The organism is Dehalococcoides mccartyi CG5, assembly GCF_000830885.1.
Taxonomy (GTDB): Bacteria; Chloroflexota; Dehalococcoidia; order Dehalococcoidales; family Dehalococcoidaceae; genus Dehalococcoides; species Dehalococcoides mccartyi_B.
In genome coordinates this window covers 983641-1007213 of record NZ_CP006951.1, presented here as the reverse complement: position 1 = coordinate 1007213, position 23573 = coordinate 983641, and the positions used below count along the sequence as shown (strand labels likewise).

Annotated in this window: 25 protein-coding genes; 12 read left to right on the top strand and 13 right to left on the bottom strand. The window is 47.1% G+C overall.

What is annotated here, in order from left to right; genetic code table 11:
* Positions 1 to 27 precede the first annotated feature (27 nt).
* On the bottom strand, positions 28 to 1857 hold the full coding sequence (gene typA / locus X794_RS05310) for a translational GTPase TypA (RefSeq protein WP_011309656.1): 1830 nt from the start codon (positions 1855 to 1857) through the stop codon (positions 28 to 30).
* Positions 1858 to 2219: 362 nt separating this feature from the next.
* On the opposite strand from typA, the gene X794_RS05305 reads away from it, so the two are divergent.
* Positions 2220 to 2540 carry a zinc-ribbon domain containing protein gene (locus tag X794_RS05305; protein WP_011309655.1) on the top strand — a complete coding sequence of 107 codons (321 nt, stop codon included), beginning with the start codon at positions 2220 to 2222 and terminating at the stop codon, positions 2538 to 2540.
* A 95-nt stretch (positions 2541 to 2635) separates the two neighbouring features.
* On the opposite strand, the gene X794_RS05300 is transcribed toward X794_RS05305, so the two are convergent.
* Positions 2636 to 3691 (bottom strand): alpha/beta hydrolase family protein, encoded by a 1056-nt coding sequence (locus tag X794_RS05300; RefSeq protein ID WP_219921318.1) that lies wholly within the window; start codon positions 3689 to 3691, stop codon positions 2636 to 2638.
* A gap of 429 nt (positions 3692 to 4120) precedes the next feature.
* Between X794_RS05300 and X794_RS05295 the strand changes: the two genes are divergently transcribed.
* The 3 genes from X794_RS05295 (at position 4121) to X794_RS05285 (ending at position 6724) form a co-directional block, all read left to right on the top strand.
* Positions 4121 to 4663, top strand: a complete 543-nt coding sequence (locus X794_RS05295; RefSeq protein WP_011309653.1) for a response regulator — start codon at positions 4121 to 4123, stop codon at positions 4661 to 4663.
* Between the two features lie 157 nt (positions 4664 to 4820).
* Positions 4821 to 5540 carry a hypothetical protein gene (locus X794_RS05290; protein WP_015407888.1) on the top strand — a complete coding sequence of 240 codons (720 nt, stop codon included), beginning with the start codon at positions 4821 to 4823 and terminating at the stop codon, positions 5538 to 5540.
* Positions 5540 to 6724 carry a PAS domain-containing sensor histidine kinase gene (locus tag X794_RS05285; protein WP_011309651.1) on the top strand — a complete coding sequence of 395 codons (1185 nt, stop codon included), beginning with the start codon at positions 5540 to 5542 and terminating at the stop codon, positions 6722 to 6724. Before X794_RS05290 ends, X794_RS05285 begins: the two co-directional genes overlap by 1 nt.
* Here the strand turns inward: X794_RS05285 and X794_RS05280 are convergent.
* Positions 6672 to 6965, bottom strand: coding sequence for a DUF167 domain-containing protein (locus X794_RS05280; protein WP_011309650.1), 294 nt, complete (start codon positions 6963 to 6965; stop codon positions 6672 to 6674). The genes X794_RS05285 and X794_RS05280 overlap by 53 nt on opposite strands.
* A 29-nt stretch (positions 6966 to 6994) precedes the next feature.
* Between X794_RS05280 and X794_RS05275 the strand changes: the two genes are divergently transcribed.
* The 3 genes from X794_RS05275 (at position 6995) to rph (ending at position 8713) form a co-directional block, all read left to right on the top strand.
* Positions 6995 to 7504, top strand: a complete 510-nt coding sequence (locus tag X794_RS05275; RefSeq protein ID WP_011309649.1) for a CinA family protein — start codon at positions 6995 to 6997, stop codon at positions 7502 to 7504.
* Entirely contained in the window at positions 7497 to 7907 is a 411-nt protein-coding gene (locus X794_RS05270; protein ID WP_011309648.1) for an NUDIX domain-containing protein, read from the top strand. The genes X794_RS05275 and X794_RS05270 overlap by 8 nt, the downstream gene beginning before the upstream one ends.
* A gap of 80 nt (positions 7908 to 7987) precedes the next feature.
* A complete protein-coding gene (rph, locus tag X794_RS05265) occupies positions 7988 to 8713 on the top strand; it encodes a ribonuclease PH (protein ID WP_011309647.1) in 726 nt (241 codons plus the stop codon).
* 81 nt (positions 8714 to 8794) lie between these two features.
* Here rph and X794_RS05260 read toward each other — a convergent pair whose 3' ends face one another.
* Complete coding sequence (locus X794_RS05260) at positions 8795 to 10069, bottom strand: glutamate-5-semialdehyde dehydrogenase (RefSeq protein WP_034376996.1); 1275 nt, start codon at positions 10067 to 10069, stop codon at positions 8795 to 8797.
* Positions 10070 to 10172: 103 nt separating this feature from the next.
* On the opposite strand from X794_RS05260, the gene X794_RS05255 reads away from it, so the two are divergent.
* The 3 genes from X794_RS05255 (at position 10173) to X794_RS05245 (ending at position 13250) form a co-directional block, all read left to right on the top strand.
* Positions 10173 to 10943 carry a MerR family transcriptional regulator gene (locus X794_RS05255; protein WP_034376318.1) on the top strand — a complete coding sequence of 257 codons (771 nt, stop codon included), beginning with the start codon at positions 10173 to 10175 and terminating at the stop codon, positions 10941 to 10943.
* Between the two features lie 190 nt (positions 10944 to 11133).
* Positions 11134 to 11976: a S1C family serine protease gene (locus X794_RS05250; RefSeq protein WP_012984444.1), complete on the top strand. Its 843-nt coding sequence runs from the start codon at positions 11134 to 11136 to the stop codon at positions 11974 to 11976.
* Positions 11977 to 12065: 89 nt separating this feature from the next.
* Positions 12066 to 13250 (top strand): trypsin-like peptidase domain-containing protein, encoded by a 1185-nt coding sequence (locus X794_RS05245; protein WP_011309643.1) that lies wholly within the window; start codon positions 12066 to 12068, stop codon positions 13248 to 13250.
* Positions 13251 to 13289: 39 nt separating this feature from the next.
* Here X794_RS05245 and X794_RS05240 read toward each other — a convergent pair whose 3' ends face one another.
* Genes X794_RS05240 through proB form a run of 3 tightly spaced genes read right to left on the bottom strand, consistent with a single transcriptional unit; the run spans position 13290 to position 15013 of the window.
* A complete protein-coding gene (locus tag X794_RS05240) occupies positions 13290 to 13616 on the bottom strand; it encodes a hypothetical protein (RefSeq protein ID WP_011309642.1) in 327 nt (108 codons plus the stop codon).
* The gene (locus X794_RS05235; RefSeq protein ID WP_011309641.1) at positions 13613 to 13879 is read right to left on the bottom strand and encodes a hypothetical protein; all 267 of its coding nucleotides are present in this window, start codon (positions 13877 to 13879) and stop codon (positions 13613 to 13615) included. Before X794_RS05235 ends, X794_RS05240 begins: the two co-directional genes overlap by 4 nt.
* 12 nt (positions 13880 to 13891) lie before the next feature.
* On the bottom strand, positions 13892 to 15013 hold the full coding sequence (proB, locus tag X794_RS05230; protein WP_011309640.1) for a glutamate 5-kinase: 1122 nt from the start codon (positions 15011 to 15013) through the stop codon (positions 13892 to 13894).
* A gap of 149 nt (positions 15014 to 15162) precedes the next feature.
* Between proB and mfd the strand changes: the two genes are divergently transcribed.
* Entirely contained in the window at positions 15163 to 18609 is a 3447-nt protein-coding gene (gene mfd / locus X794_RS05225; protein WP_034376998.1) for a transcription-repair coupling factor, read from the top strand.
* Between the two features lie 71 nt (positions 18610 to 18680).
* Positions 18681 to 20192, top strand: a complete 1512-nt coding sequence (locus X794_RS05220; RefSeq protein ID WP_012034071.1) for a B12-binding domain-containing radical SAM protein — start codon at positions 18681 to 18683, stop codon at positions 20190 to 20192.
* A gap of 264 nt (positions 20193 to 20456) precedes the next feature.
* Here X794_RS05220 and acpP read toward each other — a convergent pair whose 3' ends face one another.
* Genes acpP through X794_RS05190 form a run of 6 tightly spaced genes read right to left on the bottom strand, consistent with a single transcriptional unit; the run spans position 20457 to position 23541 of the window.
* Positions 20457 to 20717 (bottom strand): acyl carrier protein, encoded by a 261-nt coding sequence (acpP, locus tag X794_RS05215; protein ID WP_011309637.1) that lies wholly within the window; start codon positions 20715 to 20717, stop codon positions 20457 to 20459.
* Between the two features lie 4 nt (positions 20718 to 20721).
* Positions 20722 to 21153, bottom strand: coding sequence for a transcription antitermination factor NusB (gene nusB / locus X794_RS05210; protein ID WP_011309636.1), 432 nt, complete (start codon positions 21151 to 21153; stop codon positions 20722 to 20724).
* A gap of 11 nt (positions 21154 to 21164) precedes the next feature.
* Positions 21165 to 21917 carry a 3-oxoacyl-[acyl-carrier-protein] reductase gene (fabG, locus tag X794_RS05205; RefSeq protein WP_012034070.1) on the bottom strand — a complete coding sequence of 251 codons (753 nt, stop codon included), beginning with the start codon at positions 21915 to 21917 and terminating at the stop codon, positions 21165 to 21167.
* The gene (gene fabD, locus X794_RS05200; protein ID WP_011309634.1) at positions 21917 to 22849 is read right to left on the bottom strand and encodes an ACP S-malonyltransferase; all 933 of its coding nucleotides are present in this window, start codon (positions 22847 to 22849) and stop codon (positions 21917 to 21919) included. Before fabD ends, fabG begins: the two co-directional genes overlap by 1 nt.
* Positions 22850 to 22874: 25 nt before the next feature.
* Positions 22875 to 23093 carry a 50S ribosomal protein L32 gene (gene rpmF / locus X794_RS05195; RefSeq protein WP_011309633.1) on the bottom strand — a complete coding sequence of 73 codons (219 nt, stop codon included), beginning with the start codon at positions 23091 to 23093 and terminating at the stop codon, positions 22875 to 22877.
* A 4-nt stretch (positions 23094 to 23097) separates the two neighbouring features.
* Positions 23098 to 23541 carry a YceD family protein gene (locus X794_RS05190; protein WP_011309632.1) on the bottom strand — a complete coding sequence of 148 codons (444 nt, stop codon included), beginning with the start codon at positions 23539 to 23541 and terminating at the stop codon, positions 23098 to 23100.
* Positions 23542 to 23573: the final 32 nt, after the last annotated feature.

Here is a 23573-nt window from a genome sequence, read left to right as displayed (position 1 = left end):
CCTTGATAACATCCGGCAGAATTCTGTTTAATTGTTGTCAGTGCGTTTGCGTGCCCGAAGCCGCAGGTCGGTATTGAGTATCTTCTTGCGCAGGCGGATACCCTTGGGGGTTATCTCAACCAGTTCGTCATCAGCGATGAAATCCATAGATTGCTCAAGGCTAAGTTTGAGGGGTGGCACCAGTTTGATGGCAATATCCGAGGTTGAGGAACGGATATTGGTCATTTTCTTCTGCTTGCAGACATTCACAGCCAAGTCAAGGCCTCTGGCATGCAGTCCGACAATCATGCCTTCATAAACGGGTATATTGGCATCTATCATTATTATACCCCGTTCCTGCGAATTGCTCAGGCCGTAAGTGCAGGATAATCCTGCTTCAGCCGCTACAAGTGCGCCGGTTCGGCTTTGTTCTATTTCGCCGCACCAGGGTTGAAACTCCAGAAACTGGCTGTTAAGTACGCCTGTGCCTCTGGTAGCCGTCAGGAACGAGTTGCGGAAGCCGATAAGACCGCGGGTGGGGATATTGTATTCCAGCCTTACGTTTCCTTCGCCGTCATTATGCATGTCAGTCATGCGTGCCTGCCGCTTACCCAGAAGTTCGGTAACCTCACCTACAAAATCCTCGCGGACATCTATAGTCAAAGCTTCCACCGGTTCATAGATTTTGCCGTCAATAGTCTTGGTAATGGCCTCCGGTTTGGATATTTCAAATTCATATCCTTCACGGCGCATGGTTTCTACCAGTATGGACAGATGCAGTTCACCCCGTCCGGAAATCAAAAACGAGTCCGGGGAATCGGTTTCTTCCACTCTCAGTCCGATATTAGTCTCAAGCTCACGGTAAAGTCTTTCCCGAAGCTGGCGTGAAGTACAGAATTTGCCGTCCCGCCCGCCGAAAGGGGAGGTATTTACCCCGAAAGTCATTCTGACTGTGGGTTCACCTATCTCAATACGGGGCAGGGCTTCAGGCTGGAGCGGGCTGGTAACGGTATCACCTATAGATGCATTTTCCAGACCGGTAATGGCCACAATTTCACCCGCCTCGGCACATTCAACTTCCTGCTTGCCAAGTCCCATAAAGGTAAATACCTGACCTACTTCAAAAGAATGAGCCTTATTTTGGGAGTCTATATTAACTATCCGGTCACGGGAGCATATTTTGCCCCGTTGAATGCGTCCGATAGCTATCCTGCCTTTATGGGTATCATAATCCAGGTTGGAAATCAGCATCTGGAATTCACCCTGGGCAATGCTGGGCGGGGGGATTTTGGAAAGTATGCACTCAAACAGGGGTACCAAATCAGTATTCTTGGTGCCGGGGGTGTTAACGGCATAACCCTCGCGGGCAGAGGTATAAACCACCGGGAAATCCAGCTGTTCTTCAGTAGTGGCCAGTTCCAGAAACAAGTCCTGTACCAGTCCAAGCACTACTTCGGGGCGTGAATTTTCGCGGTCAATCTTGTTTATAACTACGATAGGCTTCAGTTTTTTCTGCATGGCTTCCTTAAGTACAAAACGGGTTTGGGGCATGGGGCCGTCAATGCTGTCAATCACCAAAAGACAGCCGTCAGCCATATTCAGCACCCGCTCAACTTCACCCGAAAAGTCAGCATGTCCGGGAGTATCTATAATATTTATTTTTACTCCGCGGTAGGTGATAGCCGTGTTTTTAGCCAGAATAGTAATGCCTTTTTCCCGTTCCAGAGTGTTGCGGTCCATAATCAGTTCGCCCACATGCTGGTTCTCACGGAAAATGCGGCTTTGTTTAAGCATCACGTCTACCAGGCTGGTTTTGCCGTGGTCTACGTGGGCAATAATAGCAATATTACGAATGTCGGTTCTCTGGTAGTTTTCCAAAATCTTTCTCCTGAAAATAGCCTGGATACAAGGGCACACTTCGCCCTGCAAATCACAAAAAAATGAAAAAGCGGGAACTAAACGGAAGAGACCAGTCGGTAACGCTGGCGCAAGCCGTAGGGAATATGGGTAAAAATGTTGTTCAAGTTTGTCTTTACTACTTTTTTATTCACTATCTAAAAAAATATTTTACTCTTTTTAGGAAAATATGGCAAAAAAGGCGAATTGGCATTTGTAAATAGTAATGCACAATTGTATAATTACTTCTGGTGGTTTAGAACACAGGTTGTCTCATCGGTTAACCCTTCACTTTGGATGACCGCAAATCTAGCCAACTATTTTCAGAGAGGAGGTCATCCAAATTGGCTTACCAGGATAAAGAAATCCAGTGTGCTGATTGTGGCGCTTCATTTACCTTCACTGGTTCAGAGCAGGAGCTTTATGCTTCCCGCGGCTATACCAATGATCCCAAGCGCTGCGTTAGCTGCCGTCAGGCTCGCAAGGCTGAAAGAGGCGGTTCGACCGGCGGTTTCGGCGGGGGTATGAGCAGAGGTCCCGCTCGCCAGATGTTCCAGGCTGTCTGTGCACAGTGCGGTCAGGACACCGAGGTCCCCTTCGAACCCCGACAGGGTCGTCCCGTGTATTGCAGCAATTGCTACAATCGCGTAAAGGGCGGCAGATAGTCCCTAGTTTAAGAAACTAAATAAAGCCCTGCTTGCAAAGGCAGGGCTTTTTATTTGTCTTCAAAATCTTCTTCGGTCAGCAACGGGTAAAGTTTTTAGCCCAGTTCGTAGTAGTATTGAGCCAGCATGGGGTCTTGCTGTTCCAGAACCTTCAGGGCATTTGCATCATTCTTCAGGTAGTAGTCCATAAATGCCAGACTGTAAAGCATGATAACTTCAAGCCGCGCATCATGGTTTATGTGAGGCGACGGGTCAGAGATGCTGTAAGGTGATTGGCTGAAGGTAAAGTGGTGGGATTGGCTGACTACCAGAAAAAATTCAGGCGGTTTAAGCCCCTCGGCCGTTACCCAAAGATTATCTTCGGCACTGGTTATCATCAGGTCATAAACCCCCCGCATAACCATTACGGGTATATTTATGTTGCCCAGATTATTTTCGAAGGGATAGGCCGGCGTAGCTAGAAGGATTATAGCTTTTATTCGCGGGTCAGCTATAGCCGGGTCAGGATGGGCACCGCTAAGCGCCAGCGTAGTCAGTCCTCCCAGTGAATGTCCCGCCATGCCAATCTTATTTACATCTATCAGCCCGTAAAAAGGTGAAGCAGGGTTTTCGTTTAGATTCAGTACGTAATCCAGACTAAGCCGTGACTGATTTATGCGGAAACTTTCCAGATAGTTCAGGTAATTGTCACGGAAAAAGTAATCTACTGCTGAAAACAGGTTATCAGTACGGTTATCCCAGTCTGTCCGGGGGGTAGTGGAAAGATAATCCGAAAAACTTATTGAAGGCATATCGTTAAAATGGATTGAAGCCACTACATAGCCTTGTCCCACCAGGCTTTCTTTAAGGTAAAGCGGGTCAATATAATTGGCATTCAGTCCGTGATTAAAAATAACCAGCGGATACGGCCCGCCACTCAAATCTGCCAGTGTACCGGTGAACCCGTCAAAAGAGAAGTTGCCCTCGCCGCTGGTAGGGTACCAAATTGAAAGTCCAAGGACCTCAGGGTCTTTACCCGCTTGGTAGCAGGTTATTTGCCCTTGTGTATTGCCTATTTGATATTTGGCTACCAGATTTGAATCTACATAAGGCACTATGGCTGCGCTGATTATCATCGGCAACCCGAGCAAAGCAATACTTGCCAGTACCATTCCCCATCGGAAGATGGTTTTAGTAGTTTGGCTTATCGTAATATTGCGAATCACTGTATTTAAACCCTATCCCCGCAGTGCATTTAACTTGTATCTAAGATGGGTATTATTTTACAATACCTTGCTATGCTACAATAATAACACAAAGACGTTAAAAAACGTAAAGCCAGCTTTAATCTGATAACGGATATATGCCTGTAAATATTTAAACAGACCCTTCAAAGCTGACAACGAAATATATATTTTGTGGTTTTGTGCGTTTGTCAGGTGTAGATAGACCTGATTGATGTAGTAACTAGGTTATTATATAGTATATATAATTTGTTCAAGATTTTGTCCCTATTTGTCCTTTGTATAGTGAATTGCTATAATATAAAAGGTATCTTATAAGAGTTTAAATATATTGTTATATAGGATTAGGAGAATATCATGGCTGATTTAATGACTGTTCGCGAAGTAGCCGAATATCTCAGAGTTACCCAGAAAACAATTTATCGTCTTCTCCAGCGTAATGCCATCCCTGCACTGAAGGTCAGCCATAGCTGGCGTTTTGACAAGTCATCTATTGACGAGTGGTTACGCAAAAGTGCTGTGGGCGTGAGAGCAAGTGTATTGGTGATTGATGATGAAATCACCGTGCGCAGCCTTTTCAAAGAAACCTTGGAAGAGCAGGGTCATGTAGTCAGTATGGCTAAAAACGGAGAGGAAGCCTTGGAACAGCTTCAAAGCAAAGATTTTGACCTGGTGTTTCTTGACCTCAAAATGCCCGGCTTGAACGGGGCAGAACTTTATCAGAAAATTCGGGCAATCAAACCGAAGCTTCCTGTTACCATCATAACCGGTTATCCGGACAGCGATACTATGGCAAAAGTGCTGGCTCAAGGGCCTTTCGGCGTTATGAACAAACCCTTTGGTGAGATGGATATCATAAACGCTACCAAGAATTTCCTGCGCATTTCCCCTGAAGCCTAGTTATTTAACTTTATCTCTCTGAAAAAAGACCAACCTCAGGTTGGTCTTTTTATTTTCAATCCTGTACTTTATTAGGCATTTTTAAACATGTATAATAATGGATGTAATAATTTGAATAGCGGGGAAGAATATATCCGAAAAAAATCAGGTGGAAGCAGTGAATTCGGGTGTTGATATGATAAATAATATCAGTCCGGAATCCCGGATGACACGGAATGGGTACTTGGCAATATTGGGGAATGCCGGTATTTCTATTGCTTGTATAAATCCCAGAGGATATGTCCTGCGGGTTAACAATAAAAATGAAGAATTGCCAAAATGCTCAGGGCACGAATACCTGAATGAGCCTGAGTGCTTTGGTATACAGGTGTTATCCGGTACCTGCAAGTATAGGCTGGTAAATATAAAAGGACAGACATCTATAACAGGCATGCCCGTTATAGATAATGCAGTGATATATCCTGCCGGTATTACCTTTCCTGAAAGCCAAACCAGCACTGTTCGGGGCGATTACCGCGAATACCAAATAATCCTCCATAAAATTACAGTTGGCGGCATATTTATCTGCCCTGAAAAAAGGGTGACAACCGAGTGCAATGCAGAGTTATTTAATCCGATAGGACCGATTGGGCTAAGAGTCAATAACAAACAGAATAGGGAAGTTTTCCCTGAAGATTGGCAGGCAGAAATTTGCCGCCGGTATTTTGATACTGCAAAGGCAGATTCTTATGATTTGGCAGAGGGGGAATTTGTCACTTGCGAAGGTGGTCTCCTGACACTGAAAATTGCTCAACATAGAATATTCTTGCAGGGTACAGTTTATATTCAAAGCACCCTGCGGGGTGTATCTGGATATAACAGATTTGGAAATAACTGATGGAAAAAGAAGAACTTTTTCATTTATTTTTAGATAATATGCTGGATGCAGTGGCGGTCTATGAAGTCTCTCCGGAGGGAAAGCCGGTAAAATTCATGGAAGCCAATGAGCAGATGTGCCGTTATATCGGCTATACCCATGAAGAATTTCTGGACTTAGTGACTGTTGATGTTAATTTTGAAGGTTTCAATATTAATCAGACCTTATGGTTGGAGCTGCGGGAAAGCCGTTATCTATTGAGTGAGTGTTTACACAAAACCAAAGATAATATATCTGTCCCTATAGAAATACATTATCATCTATTTCAACTGGATGGCAGAAATATAGTATTTACAACCATTCGGGATATTTCTGAACGCAAAAAAGCAGAAGAGAATCAGCGGAGATTGGAAAAAGACCTTAATCTTTCCAGCCGCTTGGCTTCGGTAGGTGCGCTGACAGCCGGTGTTGCCCACGAAATAAACAGTCCTCTGACCAGTATACTGGGCTTTTCGGAAAGGCTGGCCCGAAAATGCACCAGTGAAGAACAACACCGGGATATTGAACGTATACATACAGAAGCTTTGCGGGCAGCCAAGGTAGTAAATAACCTGCGAACATTTGCCCGCAGTTACGAACAGGAAAAGAAACTGTGCGGGCTTAATGACGTTATCCGCAAATCTATAGAGCTGCGTGAGTACGAGCTGGTTATTCAAAATATTGTGGTGGAACTGGAGCTGGCAGAAAATCTGCCGGCTACCCTGATGGATTTCTACAAGATACAGCAGGTGCTGATAAATATGATTCTTAATGCCGAACAAGCCATGTATCAGGCTCACGGGCGGGGCAGGTTGCTTATTAAAACTGAAGATATGGGCAATTTTATCCGCATGATAATAGAAGATAATGGTCCGGGTATTTCACCTGAGATTGCCGAAAGGGTATTTGACCCCTTTTTTACCACTAAGGAAGATAGCCGGGGTACGGGATTGGGACTGAGCGTGTGTTACGGTATCATTATGGAACATGACGGCAAAGTTCAGTTGGAAAGTAAGCTGGGGCAGGGAACCAGATTTATAATAGATTTGCCTGTGAAAAACAGCAAAATACCCCAAAGGAAACCTTCCAAGGTGGTGGTGGTTAAGGTGAATGCTAAGACCCGTGCAAAGCCGCCGAAATCTTTGCCTCAAAATCCGCCTGACTAAGTGTAAAAAACGCCAGTACTTTATTCCGCCCGGTATGCCCGTGGCATATTTCTATTTCGGCTTTAGGGGTATCAAGCAGGTCACTTAAGTAGTCTATCAGCTCCTTGTTAGCCTTGCCTTTCTCCGGCTGAGCGGCTATCTTTAGTTTGAGTAGACCATTCTCATAACCTGCCAGTTCATTTTTTCGGGCAGAAGGGATTATTTTAAGATTTACTTTAAACGGGCTTTCCTTTGGTGGCATATTAAACCTTCTAAAGGTAATATAATACTATGATTAATAACCTAGATTATAAACTAACTGATCTGGCAGGGGAAATAGGGCTGCTGCTTATCAAGCATAAACTCAGTTTGGGAGTGGTGGAATCTGCTACCGGAGGGCTTGTTTCAAACGCAATTACCAATATACCCGGTTGTTCAGCCTATTTTCCGGGTTCGGTTACCAGCTACTCCAATGGTATTAAGCAAAGTTTGCTGGGGGTGTCTGCCCGGACGCTTTCAGAACAGGGTGCGGTCAGCCCGGAAACCGCCTGTCAGATGGCTCTGGGGGGGAGGCAGTTACTTGGAACAGATATCTGCTTGTCTGATACGGGGATTGCCGGGCCTGGGGGTGAAACCCCTTGCAAGCCGGTGGGGCTTTTTTATCTGGGGCTGTCCACACTGAAGGGTGTCAGGGCATTTGAACACCATTTTACAGGCAGCCGTGAAGAGATAAAATATCAGGCAGCTGTGGCTGCTCTGGATATGCTGAGGGGATATTTGAAAGACATGTCCGGTGGATAACCAGTCCTGTACCCAGCCGGTAGTGACTGCTTTTTTGATAAAAGGCGGCAAGGTGCTTTTATTTAAACGCAGCCAGAGAGTGGGCAGTTACCGCGGTTGCTGGGCGGCTATATCCGGCCACATGGATACAGCACCGCTGGAACAGGTCTATACCGAAATCACCGAAGAAACAGGCTATGAACCCGAAGATTTGGTACTTCTTAAAGAAGGACAGGTATTTGAATACCATGATACCGTACTGGGTATCTGCTGGCAGATACACCCGTTCCTGTTTCATTTAAAGGTAAACAGACAACCCCAAATGGATTGGGAGCATGTAAGTTTTTGCTGGGTTTTTCCAGCTGAAATAGCTTCACTTTCCACCGTTCCCCTGCTTAAAGAGGCCTTTGAAAGCCTGAGCTGATAAAAGGGTGCGTTGTTCCGTTTTACTGCAGGGTGTTATACTGGCGGATATAAACTAGTTTAGAAATGGAGTCAGTGTTCATGCAAAGAGGTGATGGCCGCAACTTTAACCAGCTAAGGCCGATAACAATTACACCCGGTTTCCAGAGCTTTGCCGAGGGTTCGGTTTTGATAGAGCAGGGTAAGACAAGGGTAATCTGTTCGGTCAGTATGGAAGACAGAGTTCCCCAGTTTTTGCGTAATAGCGGTACAGGCTGGGTCACGGCTGAATATTCCATGTTGCCCCGTTCCACGGTTACCCGTACCCAAAGAGATTCGTCTGCAGGCAAGATATCCGGCAGGAGTCAGGAAATACAGCGCCTTATAGGCCGCTCCCTGCGTTCCTGTGTAGATATGGCGGCTTTGGGCGAGAGGTCTTTTATTGTAGACTGTGACGTTATTCAGGCAGATGCCGGCACCCGCACCGCTTCCATAACCGGTTCTTATATAGCCCTGTATCTGGCGTTTAAAAAAATGGTAGATATGGGTATTCTTTCCAAAATGCCCTTTACTTCTCAGGTAGCGGCGGTCAGTGTCAGTATTTTTAAAGGCAATATTGTGCTTGACCCCTGTTATGACGAAGATTTTCAGGCTGAAGTGGATTTTAATCTGGTCATGAATGACCGGGGTGAGTTTGTGGAAATACAGGGTACGGCTGAAGGCAAGGCCTTCTCCCGTGATACCCTTGATCAGGTACTCAAACTGGGCGAAGCCGGTATCAGACAGCTTTTTGATATTCAGAAGGGTATTACCCAGCCTCAGCTTTAGCCGATTAAATAGCAGATATTAAAGAGGGGGGCTTTACGCCCCCCTTAAACTATATTCGGGGAATAGATACATAAAGGTATCCTATCCCCTTATCTGCCCGCTACCGTAGACTATCCATTTGTAGCTGGTTATCTCTTTAAGCCCCATCGGGCCGCGGGCATGCATCTTTTGGGTGCTTATACCCAGTTCCGCTCCCAGCCCGAATTGCGAGCCATCTGTAAAGCGGGTGGAGGCATTTACCATAACTGCGGCCGCATCTACTTCGTTAAGGAAACGCTGTGAAGAAGTATAGTTCTGGGTAACTATGCTTTCCGTATGCCCTGAGCCGTATCTGGCAATATGGGAAAGGGCTTCATCCAGACTGTCTACCACTTTCACCGCCGCAATCAGTGCCAGAAATTCCTTGCCCCAGTCATCCGGGGTGGCGGGTATGAGCTTACAACCGAAGGTGTTTTCCAGTATTTTCAAGGCGGCCTCATCTGCCCGTATTTCCACTCCGGCCTTGCTCCATTCGGCGGCGACGGCAGGCAGGAAAACAGGTGCTATATCTTTGTGCACCAGCAGGGTGTCCATGGCGTTGCAGACGGTGGGACGCTGTACTTTGGAGTTGTAAGCTATATTTACCGCATCAGTTACTTTGGCATCGGCATCTACATAAACATGCACTACCCCTATGCCGCCGGCAACCACCGGTATAAAAGAGTTTTGTTTAACATAACTAATAAGTCCGGCTCCGCCTCTGGGTATCACCAAATCTATCTGATCTGAAAGCTTGAGCAGGTGGTTTACCAGATTACGGTCAGTATTTTCTATAAACTGGACAGCTTCTTTGGGTAATCCTGCCTGTTCAACCGCCTGTCGGATAAGCTTAGCCAGAATGGTATTTGAATGGATAGTTTCCTTGCCGCCTCGCAGAATAACCGCATTTCCGGCTTTCAGGCACAAACTGGCAATATCCACTGTAACGTTGGGGCGGCTTTCGTAAATAGCCGCAATCACGCCCAGCGGTACCCGTTTTTTACCGATAATCAGCCCGTTGGGCATGGTGTTCATATCAAATATTTCACCCACCGGGTCTGGCAGGGCGGCGATAGCGAATGTATCTTTGGCAATTCCCTCCAGACGGCTCTGGTCTATAATCAGGCGGTCAAGCATGGCGGGGAGCATACCTGAAGCTTTGGCTTCGTTCTGGTCTTTCAAATTGGCTTCCAGTATGGCAGGCCCGTTATCCAGCAGGCAACGGGCAATATTTTTAAGGGCGGCGTCTTTTTGGGCAGATGAAGCATAGCTTAAAGGGCGGGAAGCGGCTCTGGCTAAACGGGCTTTTTCTTCTATTTCCAGCAGTGCTTTTTCCATCATTTCTCCTTTAAGCCATGGTAATACACAAATATTAAACTTTAAGCTTAGAAATGGCAAGATCAAAATTATTGTTTGACCCTCTTGACCATTACCTAAGGTAATGGTTTATCATGGTGTTATGGAAAAACTACACACAGTTGGTGAACTCTCCAAAATGGCAGGGGTGAGTATACGCACTCTGCATTTTTATGATGTTAACGGTTTACTGAAACCCCACAGTTATACTGCCGCCGGATACAGGCTGTATGGCAGGGAAGAGGCTTTGCGTCTTCAGCAGGTATTATTTTACCGTGAGCTGGGGTTTTCGCTGGAAGGCATAAAACTGCTGGTTGATGAACCGGGTACAAGCCTTCTTGAAAACCTGCGCCGGCAGAGCGGTTTGCTACAGGATAAGGGAAAACAGCTGGAAGATTTGCAGAAGACCATTCAAAAAACTATATCCAGTCTGGAAGGGAAAATAGAGATGGAAATAAACGAATATTATCAGGGGCTTTCGCAGGAGAAGATTGATTACTACCGCAGTGAAGCCCGCCGCAGGTATGGAGAAGAAACAGTTAGGCGTTCAGAAGAGATGGTAGTAAAAATGGGCAAAACCAAAATGGCAGAGCTTCAGGCCCAAGGGCAAACCATATTTGAGAAGATGGCTAAAAATATACCTAACGGCCCTGCCCACCGGGAGTCACAAGAACTGATAAACAAATGGCGGATATGGCTGGGAAACTTTGCTCATTACACAGATGAAGGTTTGCTGGGTCTAGCCAGAAGCTACCGTGATGACCCGGAATTCAAGGCATTTTTTGACAAGATTCATCCTGAACTGGCCGCTTTTATTGCGGATGCGGCCGGGGTGTATTTTAAAAAGTCTACTTGATGCAACCGGGATATGCGGTACAAACAAAGGGCTGAAGAATATTCTTCAGCCCTTTCCGGTTTCAAGGATTGGATGGGAAAGGATACTAAATACCAGCAGGGTAAATAATTTTTTGATTTTCCCATTTTAGGTTTTGAAAGAGTTATGATAAAGATATTGAAGACCGAATTGAATATTACGGAGGAGAGCCATGGAAGGAGTCAAATCCCGCTGGATAAGTATAGCTGTTATTGCACTTCTGGTGGTGGTTACCGGATTTAATACCGCTATGCTTTTTCAGAAATCTGACCAGCTTAGTCAGGCTGAAACCAAGATAGATTCTTTAACCCAAAGTTTGGCTTCACTTAGTGGCCTTGGCGGCGATATTGCCGGCCTGCAGCAAGACCTTTCAACTGTCCAAAGCCAGCTTCAGCAGGTAAATACAGACCTTACCTGTCATGCTTGTGCGGTTTCGGATGTGGTCAGTCTGATTGAACCGGCTATAGTGCGGGTAGATGTAAGCGGCCGGAACTTTTCTGCCTCCGGCTCCGGCACTATTATTGATAAACGGGGTTATATACTGACCAATTACCATGTTATTGAAGGGGCAACCACTATCAGGGTAACCCTGATGAGCGGTGCTATATATTCGGCCAGTGTGGTAGGCAGTGATACGGGCCGGGATGTGGCTTTGCTGCTTATGAGTGCTACTAGCGGCCAGGAATTTCCTACTGTTACTTTGGCCACTATGGCTGATATCAAAGTGGGTATGGACGTGGTGGCGGCCGGGTTCCCTTTAGGGACTGATTTGGCTGGTCCGGCTACTTTTACCAAAGGTATTGTTTCGGCTATGCGTACCTATGAAGGTTATCTGTATGTTCAGACAGATGCAGCCGTAAACCCCGGCAACTCCGGCGGTTGCATGGTGAATATGGATGGACTTATGATAGGTATACCCTCTGCCGGGATAGTACCCTATGGTGAGGACATAGAAGATATTAATCTGGTAATACCGGTTAGTGATATTATCAGTTTTCTTGCTTTATACATATAAGGCTGAAAAATTTATAAATGAACATCCCTTTCCCAATATGCCCGAAGAAGCTATTATTATATATTAGATAATCTAAAGGAGGAGCAGGTATGACTACCGCCCAGAAATGGATAGGAGTATTACTCAGTTTGGTACTGATAGGGGTAAGTGCGTTTAACACTATTCTCCTGCTTGACCAGAAAGACCAGTTGCAGACTGCCCAGGGGCAGATCTCGTCTCTGCAAAGCCAGCTTAGTCAAGCCGGTACGGATATAAATACGCTTAAGAGCCAGCTGACGGCAGTAAACGGGCATTTAGCTACTTTGGATGGGCAAATCGGCGAGCTTTTAAAACTTTCTACGGCACAAGTGGATGCTATTGCCTCTGTTATGGCGTCGGTGGTGTACATAGAAGTAGATTATTATGACCGGTCTACCGGTGAAAGAGGTACTGTTTCCGGTTCAGGGACTATTATGGATAGCCGCGGCTATATACTTACTAACCGCCATGTGGTGGAAAACGCCACCAATGTGACCGTAATCTTGCCCAATAAACAAGTTTATACGGCTGAGGATTTCTGGATAGATGATTTTATGGATGTGGCCGTAGTTAAAATAAAGGCAAACGGTCTGCAGGCGGCATCTTTCGGTGACCCAAGCACCCTTAAAATGGGTGATACTGTTGTTGCTCTTGGTTATCCGTTAAGCATATCTCCCACTGATGGCGGTATGACGGTCACTGCCGGTATCGTAAGTAATCTGGAGAACTGGTTTTTTATAGATGAAACGCCTTATTTTGACGTAATCCAGACAGATGCGGCTATAAATCCGGGCAATTCCGGCGGGCCTATGATAAACCTCACAGGTGAAATTATCGGTATAAATAGTGCCGGTATTTTAGATGCCCAAAATATGGGTTTTGCTATAAATGTGGCTACCGCCGAGCAGATTTATGAAAGCTTGGTAGCAGACGGCAGCGTCAGTCATCCGTATCTGGGGATAGATGTTGATGACTATTATGATGATATACCGGGATTTAGCGGTGCTACCGAATCAAACGGGGTTGAGGTGTTGGATGTTGAACACGGCAGCCCGGCAGACCTTGCCGGTTTGAGGGATGGTGACGTTATTTACCAGTTTGACGGAAAGGCAGTCACCTCTTTTTCAGACCTGCTCAGAATTCTCTGGAGGATGGAATCAGGTGAGACGGTAGTTTTGCAGATAAAGAGGGGTGGAGTTGAGAGGACTATAACAATATTCCTTGAAGACCGCCCGTCATCCTCATACTTCTTTTAGTTTATAAATAATTGGTTATTAAAAAGCCCGGTGCTGTTTCTAAAACGTGCCGGGCTTTTTTTGACCGCGTTTGTTATGCAGGTTTCCCAGTGAACCACGCCCGTTAACCAGATAACGGTATTTGGGAAGTTTGCGTCCGGGTGGGGTAGTCAGGCTGATTACCACGCTGCCTTTACGCCCGTCTTCAGCCTCAAAAATATATTCAGCCGGTTTTAGCTCTTTAGAGGAGGTTATCTCTCCCCACCACTTGGCGGATGTATATTGGCTGGAGTTGGTTTCCATGAGGTTATACTGGACATCTGCCAGTGGTTTGTCCACATCTTTAAGGTAAATATGACCCAAGCCGCTGGTGTATTTAATGCTCACTGGGTTTTAAGCAGGCTCATGCCCTGAAAGAGATAGAAATGGCGTGAGGGCATGCCGTAAACGGCCTTGTTCAGCTTCTTTTTAAGGGTGCAGCGCCCTTGTTTTCCATCCTCGGTGCGGATAGAGTAACCACCACCGTCAGCTACTTTGTGGTATTCAGTGAAGACCAGTTCTCCCCACCAGCGGGAATCAGAATTATCCTGAAAGGTATATTCTACCTCTCCTATCAACTGGTCTCCCTGGTATATATTGCCCAGTGCCATGACCTACCTCCGTTAAATTACCACCAGATTATTGCGGTGTATTACTTCAGGGCCTTGGTTGCCCCCTAAAACGGCGTTTAGTTCCTGTGAGTGAAGGCCTTTTATTTTGGAAATATCATCTGAAGAGTAATTGGTTATGCCATAACCCAGCCGTTTTCCGTGGCTGTCGGTAAGCTTTACAATATCACCCCGCCCGAATTTGCCTTCGGCCTGTTGCACTCCGGCAGCCAGCAGGCTTTTCTGGTTTTCTCTTAGTGCTTTGGCTGCCCCGTCATCTACACAGATGCTGCCGCGGGTGCAAAGCCCGCTCATCATCCAGCGCTGGCGGCTATCCGGCTTGTGCAGTGAAGGTATAAAACGGGTACCTTCATTTTCACCATTCGCCAGTTTGAGAATAATATCCGGTATATGCCCGTCTGCAATAATGGCGGTTACCCCTGAAGATGTGGCCAGTCTGGCGGCTTCCAGTTTGGTTACCATTCCGCCTGTACCCAGCTTGTTTGAGCTGCCGGCGGCCAGTTGCTCCAGTTCTTCGGTAATCTCTTTGACCTCGGTTATCAAGGTAGCTTCAGGGTGGAGAGTAGGGTCTGAGGTGTAAAGCCCGCGGATATTGGTCAGTATCAGCAGTAAATCAGCCTCTATCAGGTTGGCTACCATGGCCGACAGATTGTCATTATCCCCAAATTTGGCTTGCTGGATTTCATCTATTGCTACCACGTCATTTTCATTGACAATGGTTATAATTCCCAGTTCCATCAAAGCCAGCAGGGTATTTCGGGCGTTGAGGTAACCCGAACGGTCAGACAGGTCACTTTTGGTCAGCAGACCTTGGGCAACCGTCAGCCCGTGAGGACTGAATAACTGGTCATAATAATTCATAAGCTGGCTCTGGCCTATGGCGGCCAGCACTTGTTTAAAAGGAACATCTTTCGGAATGTGGCGGATACCCATTTTAGAGCGTCCGGCGGCAATAGCCCCCGAAGAAACTATAACTATCTCAGTACCCAGGCGGGTCAGTTCGGCTATCTGTCGGCACAGGTCAGCCATGCGCTCATGGTCAAGCTTGCCTGTGCCGCCGGTGAGCAGACTGGTGCCCAACTTTATTACAACCCGTTTATAACAATTTTCGTTCATAAATAAGTCATTATAGCAAGCAAGTTAAGCCAGAACAAGGATTACCCCGTATATATTGCACCTGACTTGAGGGCGGGTGCTTTCGGTGATACAATTTCCAAACGGGGCTACCTCTAACGGTAAGCCCCTAAATGTGTTTGGAGAATATATTGAACCTTATCGGTTTGTTGCCTCTAATAGACCAAAGTCCTTCATTTAACAGTCTGTTTGAATCTTTAGACAGGGGTGAAGCTGATATTTCTGTTTTAGATGCGGGGAGGGGTTTCAGTTTGGCGGCGGTATACCGCAAGCTTAAATGCCCCATGCTGGTTATCACTTCACAGCCGGAGCGGGCCAGGGAACTACTGGAACAGATAGCCGCTTACAGCGGGGAAGAGCCGGGGTTTTTGCCTGACCCCAGCCTGTTGCCTTACCAGAGGGCTGTTTCAGACCGTAATTCCTCACTGGAAAAAATGCGTCTGGCAGGCATTTTGGGCGGTTTTATCCGGAGTGGAGATGCCCGGATAATAGTTACAGCTGTGCCGGCTCTGCTTCAGCGGTATATATCCCCCAAAGTATTTGAGCAGTCTTTTGTGCAGGTCTGGACGGGATTGGAAACAGAACCCCAGAATCTTATTTGCCGTTTTCAGCAACTGGGATACCGTCAGGAAAGCATAGTAGAAATGCCGGGAACATATTCACATCGGGGCGGGATACTGGATATCTTCCCCCATACCGAAGATAACCCGGTAAGGCTGGAATTTTTCGGCAATACGCTGGAAAGTTTGCGTAATTTTGACCCTCAAAGCCAGCGTTCGGGAAAGCAAGTAAACGAGCTTACCATCAGCCCCGCAAGTGAAATTTTTCATCTGGGGCAGTTGCCCCGTCAAGAGCTTAAAAACAAGCTGGATGCTTTGCTCACTGATAACCTTAATCCTGAATTCAGCCGCACTCTGTCGGCAGATATAAACCACTTGCAGGAGGGTTTAAAACCGGAATACCCGGAATTTTTTGCCCCTCTTTTCAATACCTCAAGCATACTTGATTATCTGCCGGCGGATGCTCTGGTAGTGCTGGATGAGCCTGCCTCTATAGAGCAGGCGGCTTTTCATCTGGATAACGAAGCCGAAGAACTGCGCTCAGATCGTCTGTCACAAGGTGAGCTTCCTTCCGTTTATCCCCGCCCGTATTTCAGCTGGGCAGAGATATCTGAAATGTTGAAAACCAAAAAGAGGCTTATTATGGCCTCTTTCGGGCGGGAGAGTGAGTCTCTGAAGCTGGAGTTTGCTTCTCCGGATAATTATGTGGGGCGTTTAACCAGTTTGTATGAGAAACTGCCGGAACTGAAAGGGCACGCAGGCAGGGTGGTTATAGTCAGCCATCAGGCCGCCCGTTTGACCGAGCTTCTGGCGGAAGAGGGTATTTCCACAAATGTTCAAACAGATATTTTGAAACCCCCTCCGTCTGCCAGTCTAAGCCTTGTTCAAGGGATATTGGGTGCGGGCTGGAGTTTAAGCGGTAGCTTGCACGTATTTACCGATGCCGAACTTTTTGGTTTTGTAAAACAGCGGCGTTTGCCCTCCAAACGTCCGGTTGCCCGCAAGGGAGTGGTGCTGGACATAAAGCCGGGTGAATTTGTGGTGCATATAGACCACGGGGTAGCCCTGTTCAGCGGGGTCAGCCATATGAACCGTGACGGCATGGATAAAGAATACCTGATACTCCAGTATGCCGGCGGCGACAAACTCTATGTACCCACAGACCAGATGGACAGGGTAAACCGTTTTATAGGCAGTGGGGATGAACCCCCGTCTTTGCACCGGCTGGGTACTCAGGAATGGCAAAGGGCTAAAGAAAAGGCCAGTGAATCCGCGGAAGAGACTGCCCGTGAGCTCCTTGAGATTTACGCCAAACGTGAACTGGCCAGCGGCTATGCTTTTTCGGCAGACACCGTCTGGCAACAGGAGATGGAAGCATCGTTCTCCTATGTGGAAACACCTGACCAGCTGAAGGCCCTGTACGATGTCAAAGAAGACATGGAAAAACCCCGCCCTATGGACAGGCTTATACTGGGGGATGTGGGCTACGGTAAAACCGAGGTAGCTATAAGGGCGGCTTTCAAAGCGGTTATGGACGGCAAACAGGTAGCAGTTTTAGTGCCTACTACTGTGCTTGCCCAGCAGCATTACACTACTTTTCGTGAGCGGCTGGCCACTTTTCCGGTAAAAGTAGAGGTGCTAAGCCGATTCCGCAGCCAGTCCGAACAGAAAGAAGTGGTTGAAAATCTGGAAAAAGGCGAGGTGGATATCTGCATAGGTACTCACCGCCTGCTTCAGGCAGATATAAAGTTTAAAGACTTGGGATTAGTAGTTATAGATGAAGAGCAACGCTTCGGGGTAGCCCACAAGGAATTTTTCAAGAAACTGCGTGCCCAGGTAGATGTGCTTACCCTTAGCGCTACCCCCATACCCCGTACTTTGCACATGTCTATGGTGGGAGTGCGGGATATGAGTATTATCGAAACTCCGCCCGGTGAACGCCTGCCTATAAAGACCGTAGTAGCCGCTTTTGATGAACGGCTGATACGTGAAGCTATACTGCGGGAAATGGAAAGAAACGGGCAGGTATTTTTTGTGAATAACCGGGTGATGGGCATAAATTTGCTGGCAGAACGTATCCAGCAGCTTGTTCCCGAAGCCCGCATAGGTATCGGGCACGGGCAGATGGCTGAAGAAAAACTGGCGGCCGTAATGGCTGATTTTGTGCGGCATGAACTGGATGTGCTGGTATGTACCACCATAATAGAATCCGGGGTGGATGTGCCGAATGCCAATACCCTTATCATAAACCGGGCAGACCGCTTCGGGCTTACCCAGCTTTACCAGTTGCGGGGAAGGGTGGGGCGGAGTTCCCAGCTGGCATATGCCTATTTCCTGTATGAAAAAGAAAAACGCCTTAGCGGCGATGCTGAGAAACGCCTGAAAACTATCTATGAGGCAGCTGAACTGGGGGCAGGCTACGGCATTGCTATGAAAGACTTGGAGATACGGGGTGCGGGAACACTGCTTGGGGTAAAACAGTCAGGGTATATAAATTCAGTCGGTTTCAATCTGTATACCCAGATGCTGTCAGAGGCTGTGGCCGGGCTGAAAGCTACGGGCAGCGGGCTTTCAAAAGAGGAAATACGCCTCAAGAACATGCCTGCCCCCAAGCTGGATTTACCTCTGGATGCATTTATACCCGAATATTATATTCAGGATCTGGATCTCAGGCTTTCCATCTACCAGCAGTTATCGGCTTTAACCAGTCTGGCAGGAGTTCAGGAAAAAGAAAAGGAACTGGCAGACCGGTTCGGGGCAATGCCGCCGGAACTTGAAAACCTGCTTTATTCAATCCGTCTGCGTCTGCTGGCTAAAAAAGCCCACGTGGATACTATAGTAACCGAAGGCAGCCAGATAGTGGTGCGGATGCTGGGCGGGCTGATAATAAACAAGTCTTTGCTTGAACCGCTTCGGGCAGGGGTTATCGCAGGGCGTAATCAGGTGGCTATAGAGTTTAAAAAAATTGGTGATAAATGGAAAGAGGTACTGGAAGAGGTAATCTGGCGATTGGGGTAGGCAGGGTTTAAAATGAATAAAATTTATGATATTATTCAAAATATTCAAATATCCTCTGTCAGGAGATTCAGATGAAAATTTTACTCCTTTACCCACGTTATCCCGACACATTCTGGAGCTTCAAGCATGCCTTAAAGTTTGTTTCTAAAAAAGCCTCTTTTCCGCCGTTGGGTCTTCTGACTCTTGCCGCCATGCTGCCGGATGGCTGGCAAAAGAAACTGGTAGACCTTAATATTGAAAACCTGACGGATAAAGATATACTGGCGGCAGATTACGTCTTTATAAGCGCTATGGCAGTTCAGCAAAAATCCGCCCACGAATGTATAGACCGCTGCCATGCTCTGGGTAAAAAAGTAGTGGCCGGAGGGCCTTACTTTACGGCTGAGGCTGAAACCCTGAAGGGCATAGACCATTTGTTGCTGGGGGAAGTGGAAAACTCTCTGGCAGGTTTTGTGCGTGATTTGGAAGAGGGAAAAGCGGCAGCGGTATACCCCGAAAAAGAAAAGTCAGACCTTACCCGAACACCCATACCCCTCTGGAAGCTGGTAAAGTCAAAAGAATATTCCTCCATGAGCCTTCAGTATTCGCGGGGTTGCCCGTTTAACTGTGAGTTTTGTGATATTGTAGTCCTAAACGGCCGTGTTCCCCGTTCAAAAGACCGTGTGCAGGTTCTGGCTGAACTTAATGCCCTGTACCAGTCCGGCTGGCGTTCGGGAGTTTTCTTTGTAGATGACAACTTTATAGGCAACAAAAATAAACTCAAGGCCGACATATTGCCGGCAGTCATAGCCTGGCAGAAACGAAAGGGTTACCCCTTTTCATTTAATACCGAGGTTTCTATAAATCTGGCAGACGATGATGAACTGCTTCACCTGATGGTAGAAGCAGGCTTTGATACCGTATTTGTGGGAGTGGAAACACCCAATGCCGAAAGTTTAGCGGAATGTTCCAAGCACCAGAATGCCAATAGGGATATGCTGGTTTCAATTGAGAAAATCCAGCAGGCCGGTATTCAGGTTCAGGGCGGTTTCATACTGGGTTTTGACAGTGACCCGGCTTCTATTTTCCGTGCCCAGATAAATTTCATTCAGCAAAGCGGCATTGTGACTGCCATGGTCGGGCTTTTAAATGCCCCCAGAGGCACCCGTTTGTGGAACAGGCTTAAGAAGGAAAAACGTCTGCTGGAAGATTTTCGGGGAGATAATACAGATTGCAGTTTGAACTTTGTACCCCGCATGAAGACCGAAGTGCTTATAAACGGTTATAACCGGGTGCTCTCAGCCATATATGCCCCCCGCGAATATTACCAGCGGGTAGCTGTACTTATATCGAGATATCATCCCAAACCCAAAGGGCGGGTGAAACCGGTATCAGCCCAGAGGCTAAGGGCATTTATGCGGTCTGTGTGGCATCTGGGTATTGTGGACAACAGCCGGAAGTATTATTGGCGGTTGTTGGGCTCTACCCTGATAAAAAATCCCAAGGCATTTCCTCTGGCAGTTACCCTATCCATTTACGGCTATCATTTCCGCAAAGTTTTAGAACGTTATACGGGGTGCAAGTTCGGGCAGGACACCGCCTGAGGGCTGTCTCAATCTAAATCTGACCTATATATAGGCTCTTTTAGGGGGAGTAAAACGTCTTAGCCGTCTGGCAGGGCAGGGGTTACCCCTTAGGCTTGGTCTTTTTCAGGTAACAACCCACTATACCGTTTACCCGTTTTTAACGGCAAACATCTTGGTATCCGAAATTTCAGAGTATCAGCTGTAACAGGCAATAAAATGCCCGGACCGGATTTCGGCTATAAATTTAAAAACTGTTTGAATCTGGTGGTATTAGAGGCGGTATTAGCTGTCTTTTATGCCTTTGGACTTCAAGTAGTCCACTACAGCCTGCACCGTCTTTAATTTTTCAGCGTCAGTATCAGGTATCTCAAACTTGGTTTCGGGAGTACCGAATTCGGTCTCCAGTGCCATTATAAGTTCTACCTGATCCAGAGAATCTGCCCCCAGGTCATCTGCAAAACTGGCAGTAAGCACCACATCTTTTTCTTCGGCGCCCAACTGCTCAACACTAACTTTTTTTACTCTTTCAAAAACCGTTGCCACTACTTCACTCCTCCCGTTGGTTTGCTGTATCTGCCAGAGCTTTGCTGACAGAACTGAGAACCCCGTTTATAAATCTGGCAGAAGAGTTGCCCCCAAATGATTTGGCAAGTTCAACTGCTTCGTTGATAGCTACTTTAACCGGTACATCATTTTCATGGATAATTTCAAAAATAGCCAGCCGGAGTACATTCCGGTCAATATATGAAAGCTGTTCCACCGGCCAGGCAGAGGCAAACTGGCGGATATTTTCATCCAGTAAGTCCTTGTGCTTGACTACGGCATTTGTCAGCCTGAAAATAAACTCTACGTTTTCTTCAGTCTGGGGGTTTTCGGTTAAAAGGCGTTTTAAAACATCCTCGGCATTATGCCCTGCCAGGTCTTGTTCGTACAGAGCCTGAAGGACTATTTCACGTGCTTTGCGTCTGCTGGTCGTCACTTTTTACTCGCTTATATTATAGACATACCGCCGTCCAGGCAAATTACCTGTCCGGTAATGTATTTGGCATCTTCTTGTGCCAAGTATAATGCACAGGCGGCTATATCTTCCACTGTGCCAAGTTTTTGCATGGGTATTCGGGCTGTTATAGCCTGTCTTTGTTCGTCAGACAGGGCTGCGGTCATATCGGTTTCTATAAAACCGGGTGCTATGGAATTGACAGTAATATTGCGGCTGGCCACTTCTTTAGCCAAAGAATAGCTGAATCCCAGAATGCCGGCTTTGGCGGCGGCATAATTGGCCTGCCCCGGGTTGCCCTTCAGACCGACTATGGAACTGAGGTTTATTATCCGTCCCCAGCGGTTTTTCAGCATCTGGCGGAGGGCGGCCTTGGAACACAAAAAAACACTCTTTAAGTTGGTTTGTATTACACTGTCCCAGTCTTCTTCGGACAGACGCATGGTCAACTGGTCACGGGTTATGCCGGCATTGTTTACCAGTATATCCACTCCGCCAAAGGCTTCCTGACTGGCTTTGAAAAGGGCTTCTACCCCGCTACTTTGGCTTACATCAGCCTGAACGAATATGGCCTGTCCGTCCTGAGAACGTATCTGAGAGGCCGTTTCTTCACCATTGGGAGACAGACTGTTTACTACCACTTTTGCCCCTGCTTCGGCGAACCGCAAAGCTATGGCTTTGCCTATGCCCCTGCCGGAGCCGGTAATCAGGGCTACTTTGCCATTTAAACCAAGCATGTTACCCATTATACGCTAAAATTCTGGATAGAAGCGGCATCATTTATATTGTAGATACTGACACTGCGGTTAATTCTTTTTATCAGTCCGGCCAGTACTTTACCCGGCCCAATCTCAACAAAGGTATTTACCCCGCTTGCAATCATATTCTCTATGCTTTTTTGCCACTGGACACCACCGGTCAGTTGGCAATAAAGTTCGGCTTTTACATCCTGCGGGGTAGAAACTGGGCAAGCACTGGTATTGGCCACCAGCGGTATTCGGGCGGTCTTAAAATCCATAGAGTTCAGCATTTCTTTTAAACCTGTGGAAGCAGGCGACATGAGAGGGGTATGGAAACCGCCGCTTACCTGCAGGGTTACTACTTTCATAGCTCCGCTGGCTGTGGCTTGGGCAGATGCTTGGTCTACAGCCTCTTTCAGACCGCTGATAACCAGCTGCCCGGGAGAATTGAAATTAGCTATGTAACAGCCTGTTTTCAGGCAGATATCAGACAGTATTTCTTGGGATATGCCTATAACGGCGGCCATGGCACCGGGGGTTTTGGCGGCTGCTTCAGCCATGAGTTCTCCCCGTTTGCGGGCAAGCAAAATAGCTTGTACGTAAGGGAGTATTCCGCTTGCACCCAGCGCCGAATATTCACCCAGTGAATGCCCTGCTACAAAAGAGGGTTCAGGCAGAAGCTTTGATTTGCCGCTTTCTATAAAAGCCGAAAGGGCAGACAGGCTGTGGCAGACAATGGCACTCTGGGAGTGGCGGGTGTCCTTCAGGTCTTCTTCAGGTCCTTCAAAACATAATTTAGACAACGAAAACCCCAAAGCTTTATCCGCCAGGTCAAAAAGCTCTCTGGCGGAATGAAACTCCGAGTATAAATCCCGTCCCATGCCCACGAACTGAGCACCCTGACCGGGGAAGACATAAGCTGTTTTAATCTCAGTCATGCCTTAAAAACTGACCAACCGGAAACTACTGCTGACCCTTGGATTTATCAGCTTTTTTCTTGGCAATAGCTTCCATATCAATCACAGTCCGTCCATTGTAAGTACCGCAGACGGAACAGGCTTGATGAGAGAGCTTGGGGCTGTTGCACTGGGGGCATTCCATTACAGCCGGGGCGGTAAGGGCTACGTGAGCCCGGTGATTGCCCTGGCGGGAATGGGAAAGTCTTCTTTTAGGTAGAGCCATTATTTTACTCCGTTAAATTAGTATTCGCTTTATATTCAAAACCGCGGCACTCACCGGAGCACAGAGGTTTCATGGGTATTGCCATTATAGCACCTTCGCGGATAACTTCGCTCAAATCTAGAATATGGTGCTCGTCAATAAAAAAGGCGTCAAGCTCTTCAGAGTTGTCCACTTCGAAGCCGTGCACCACGTCTACGGTGGGCAGAAACCGTTCTTCAAGGCGGATGCTGACCGGGCAACTGAATTCCCTAAGACAGCGTACACAGTCCAAGTCCATATAGGTATCAAGAACCCCTGTCACCAGTAGACCGCGGTCAATACGGGTAAAGGTAATCTCACCCGATACCCTGATAGGACTGCCTTCCAGATTTATTTCATCGTCCAGCTGGTAGATGCGGGTGGCACCGATGACTGATTTCAGCAGCTGGGCTACATTATATTGCAGCACTATCTTCCTCGTACAAAACAGAGTTTATTATA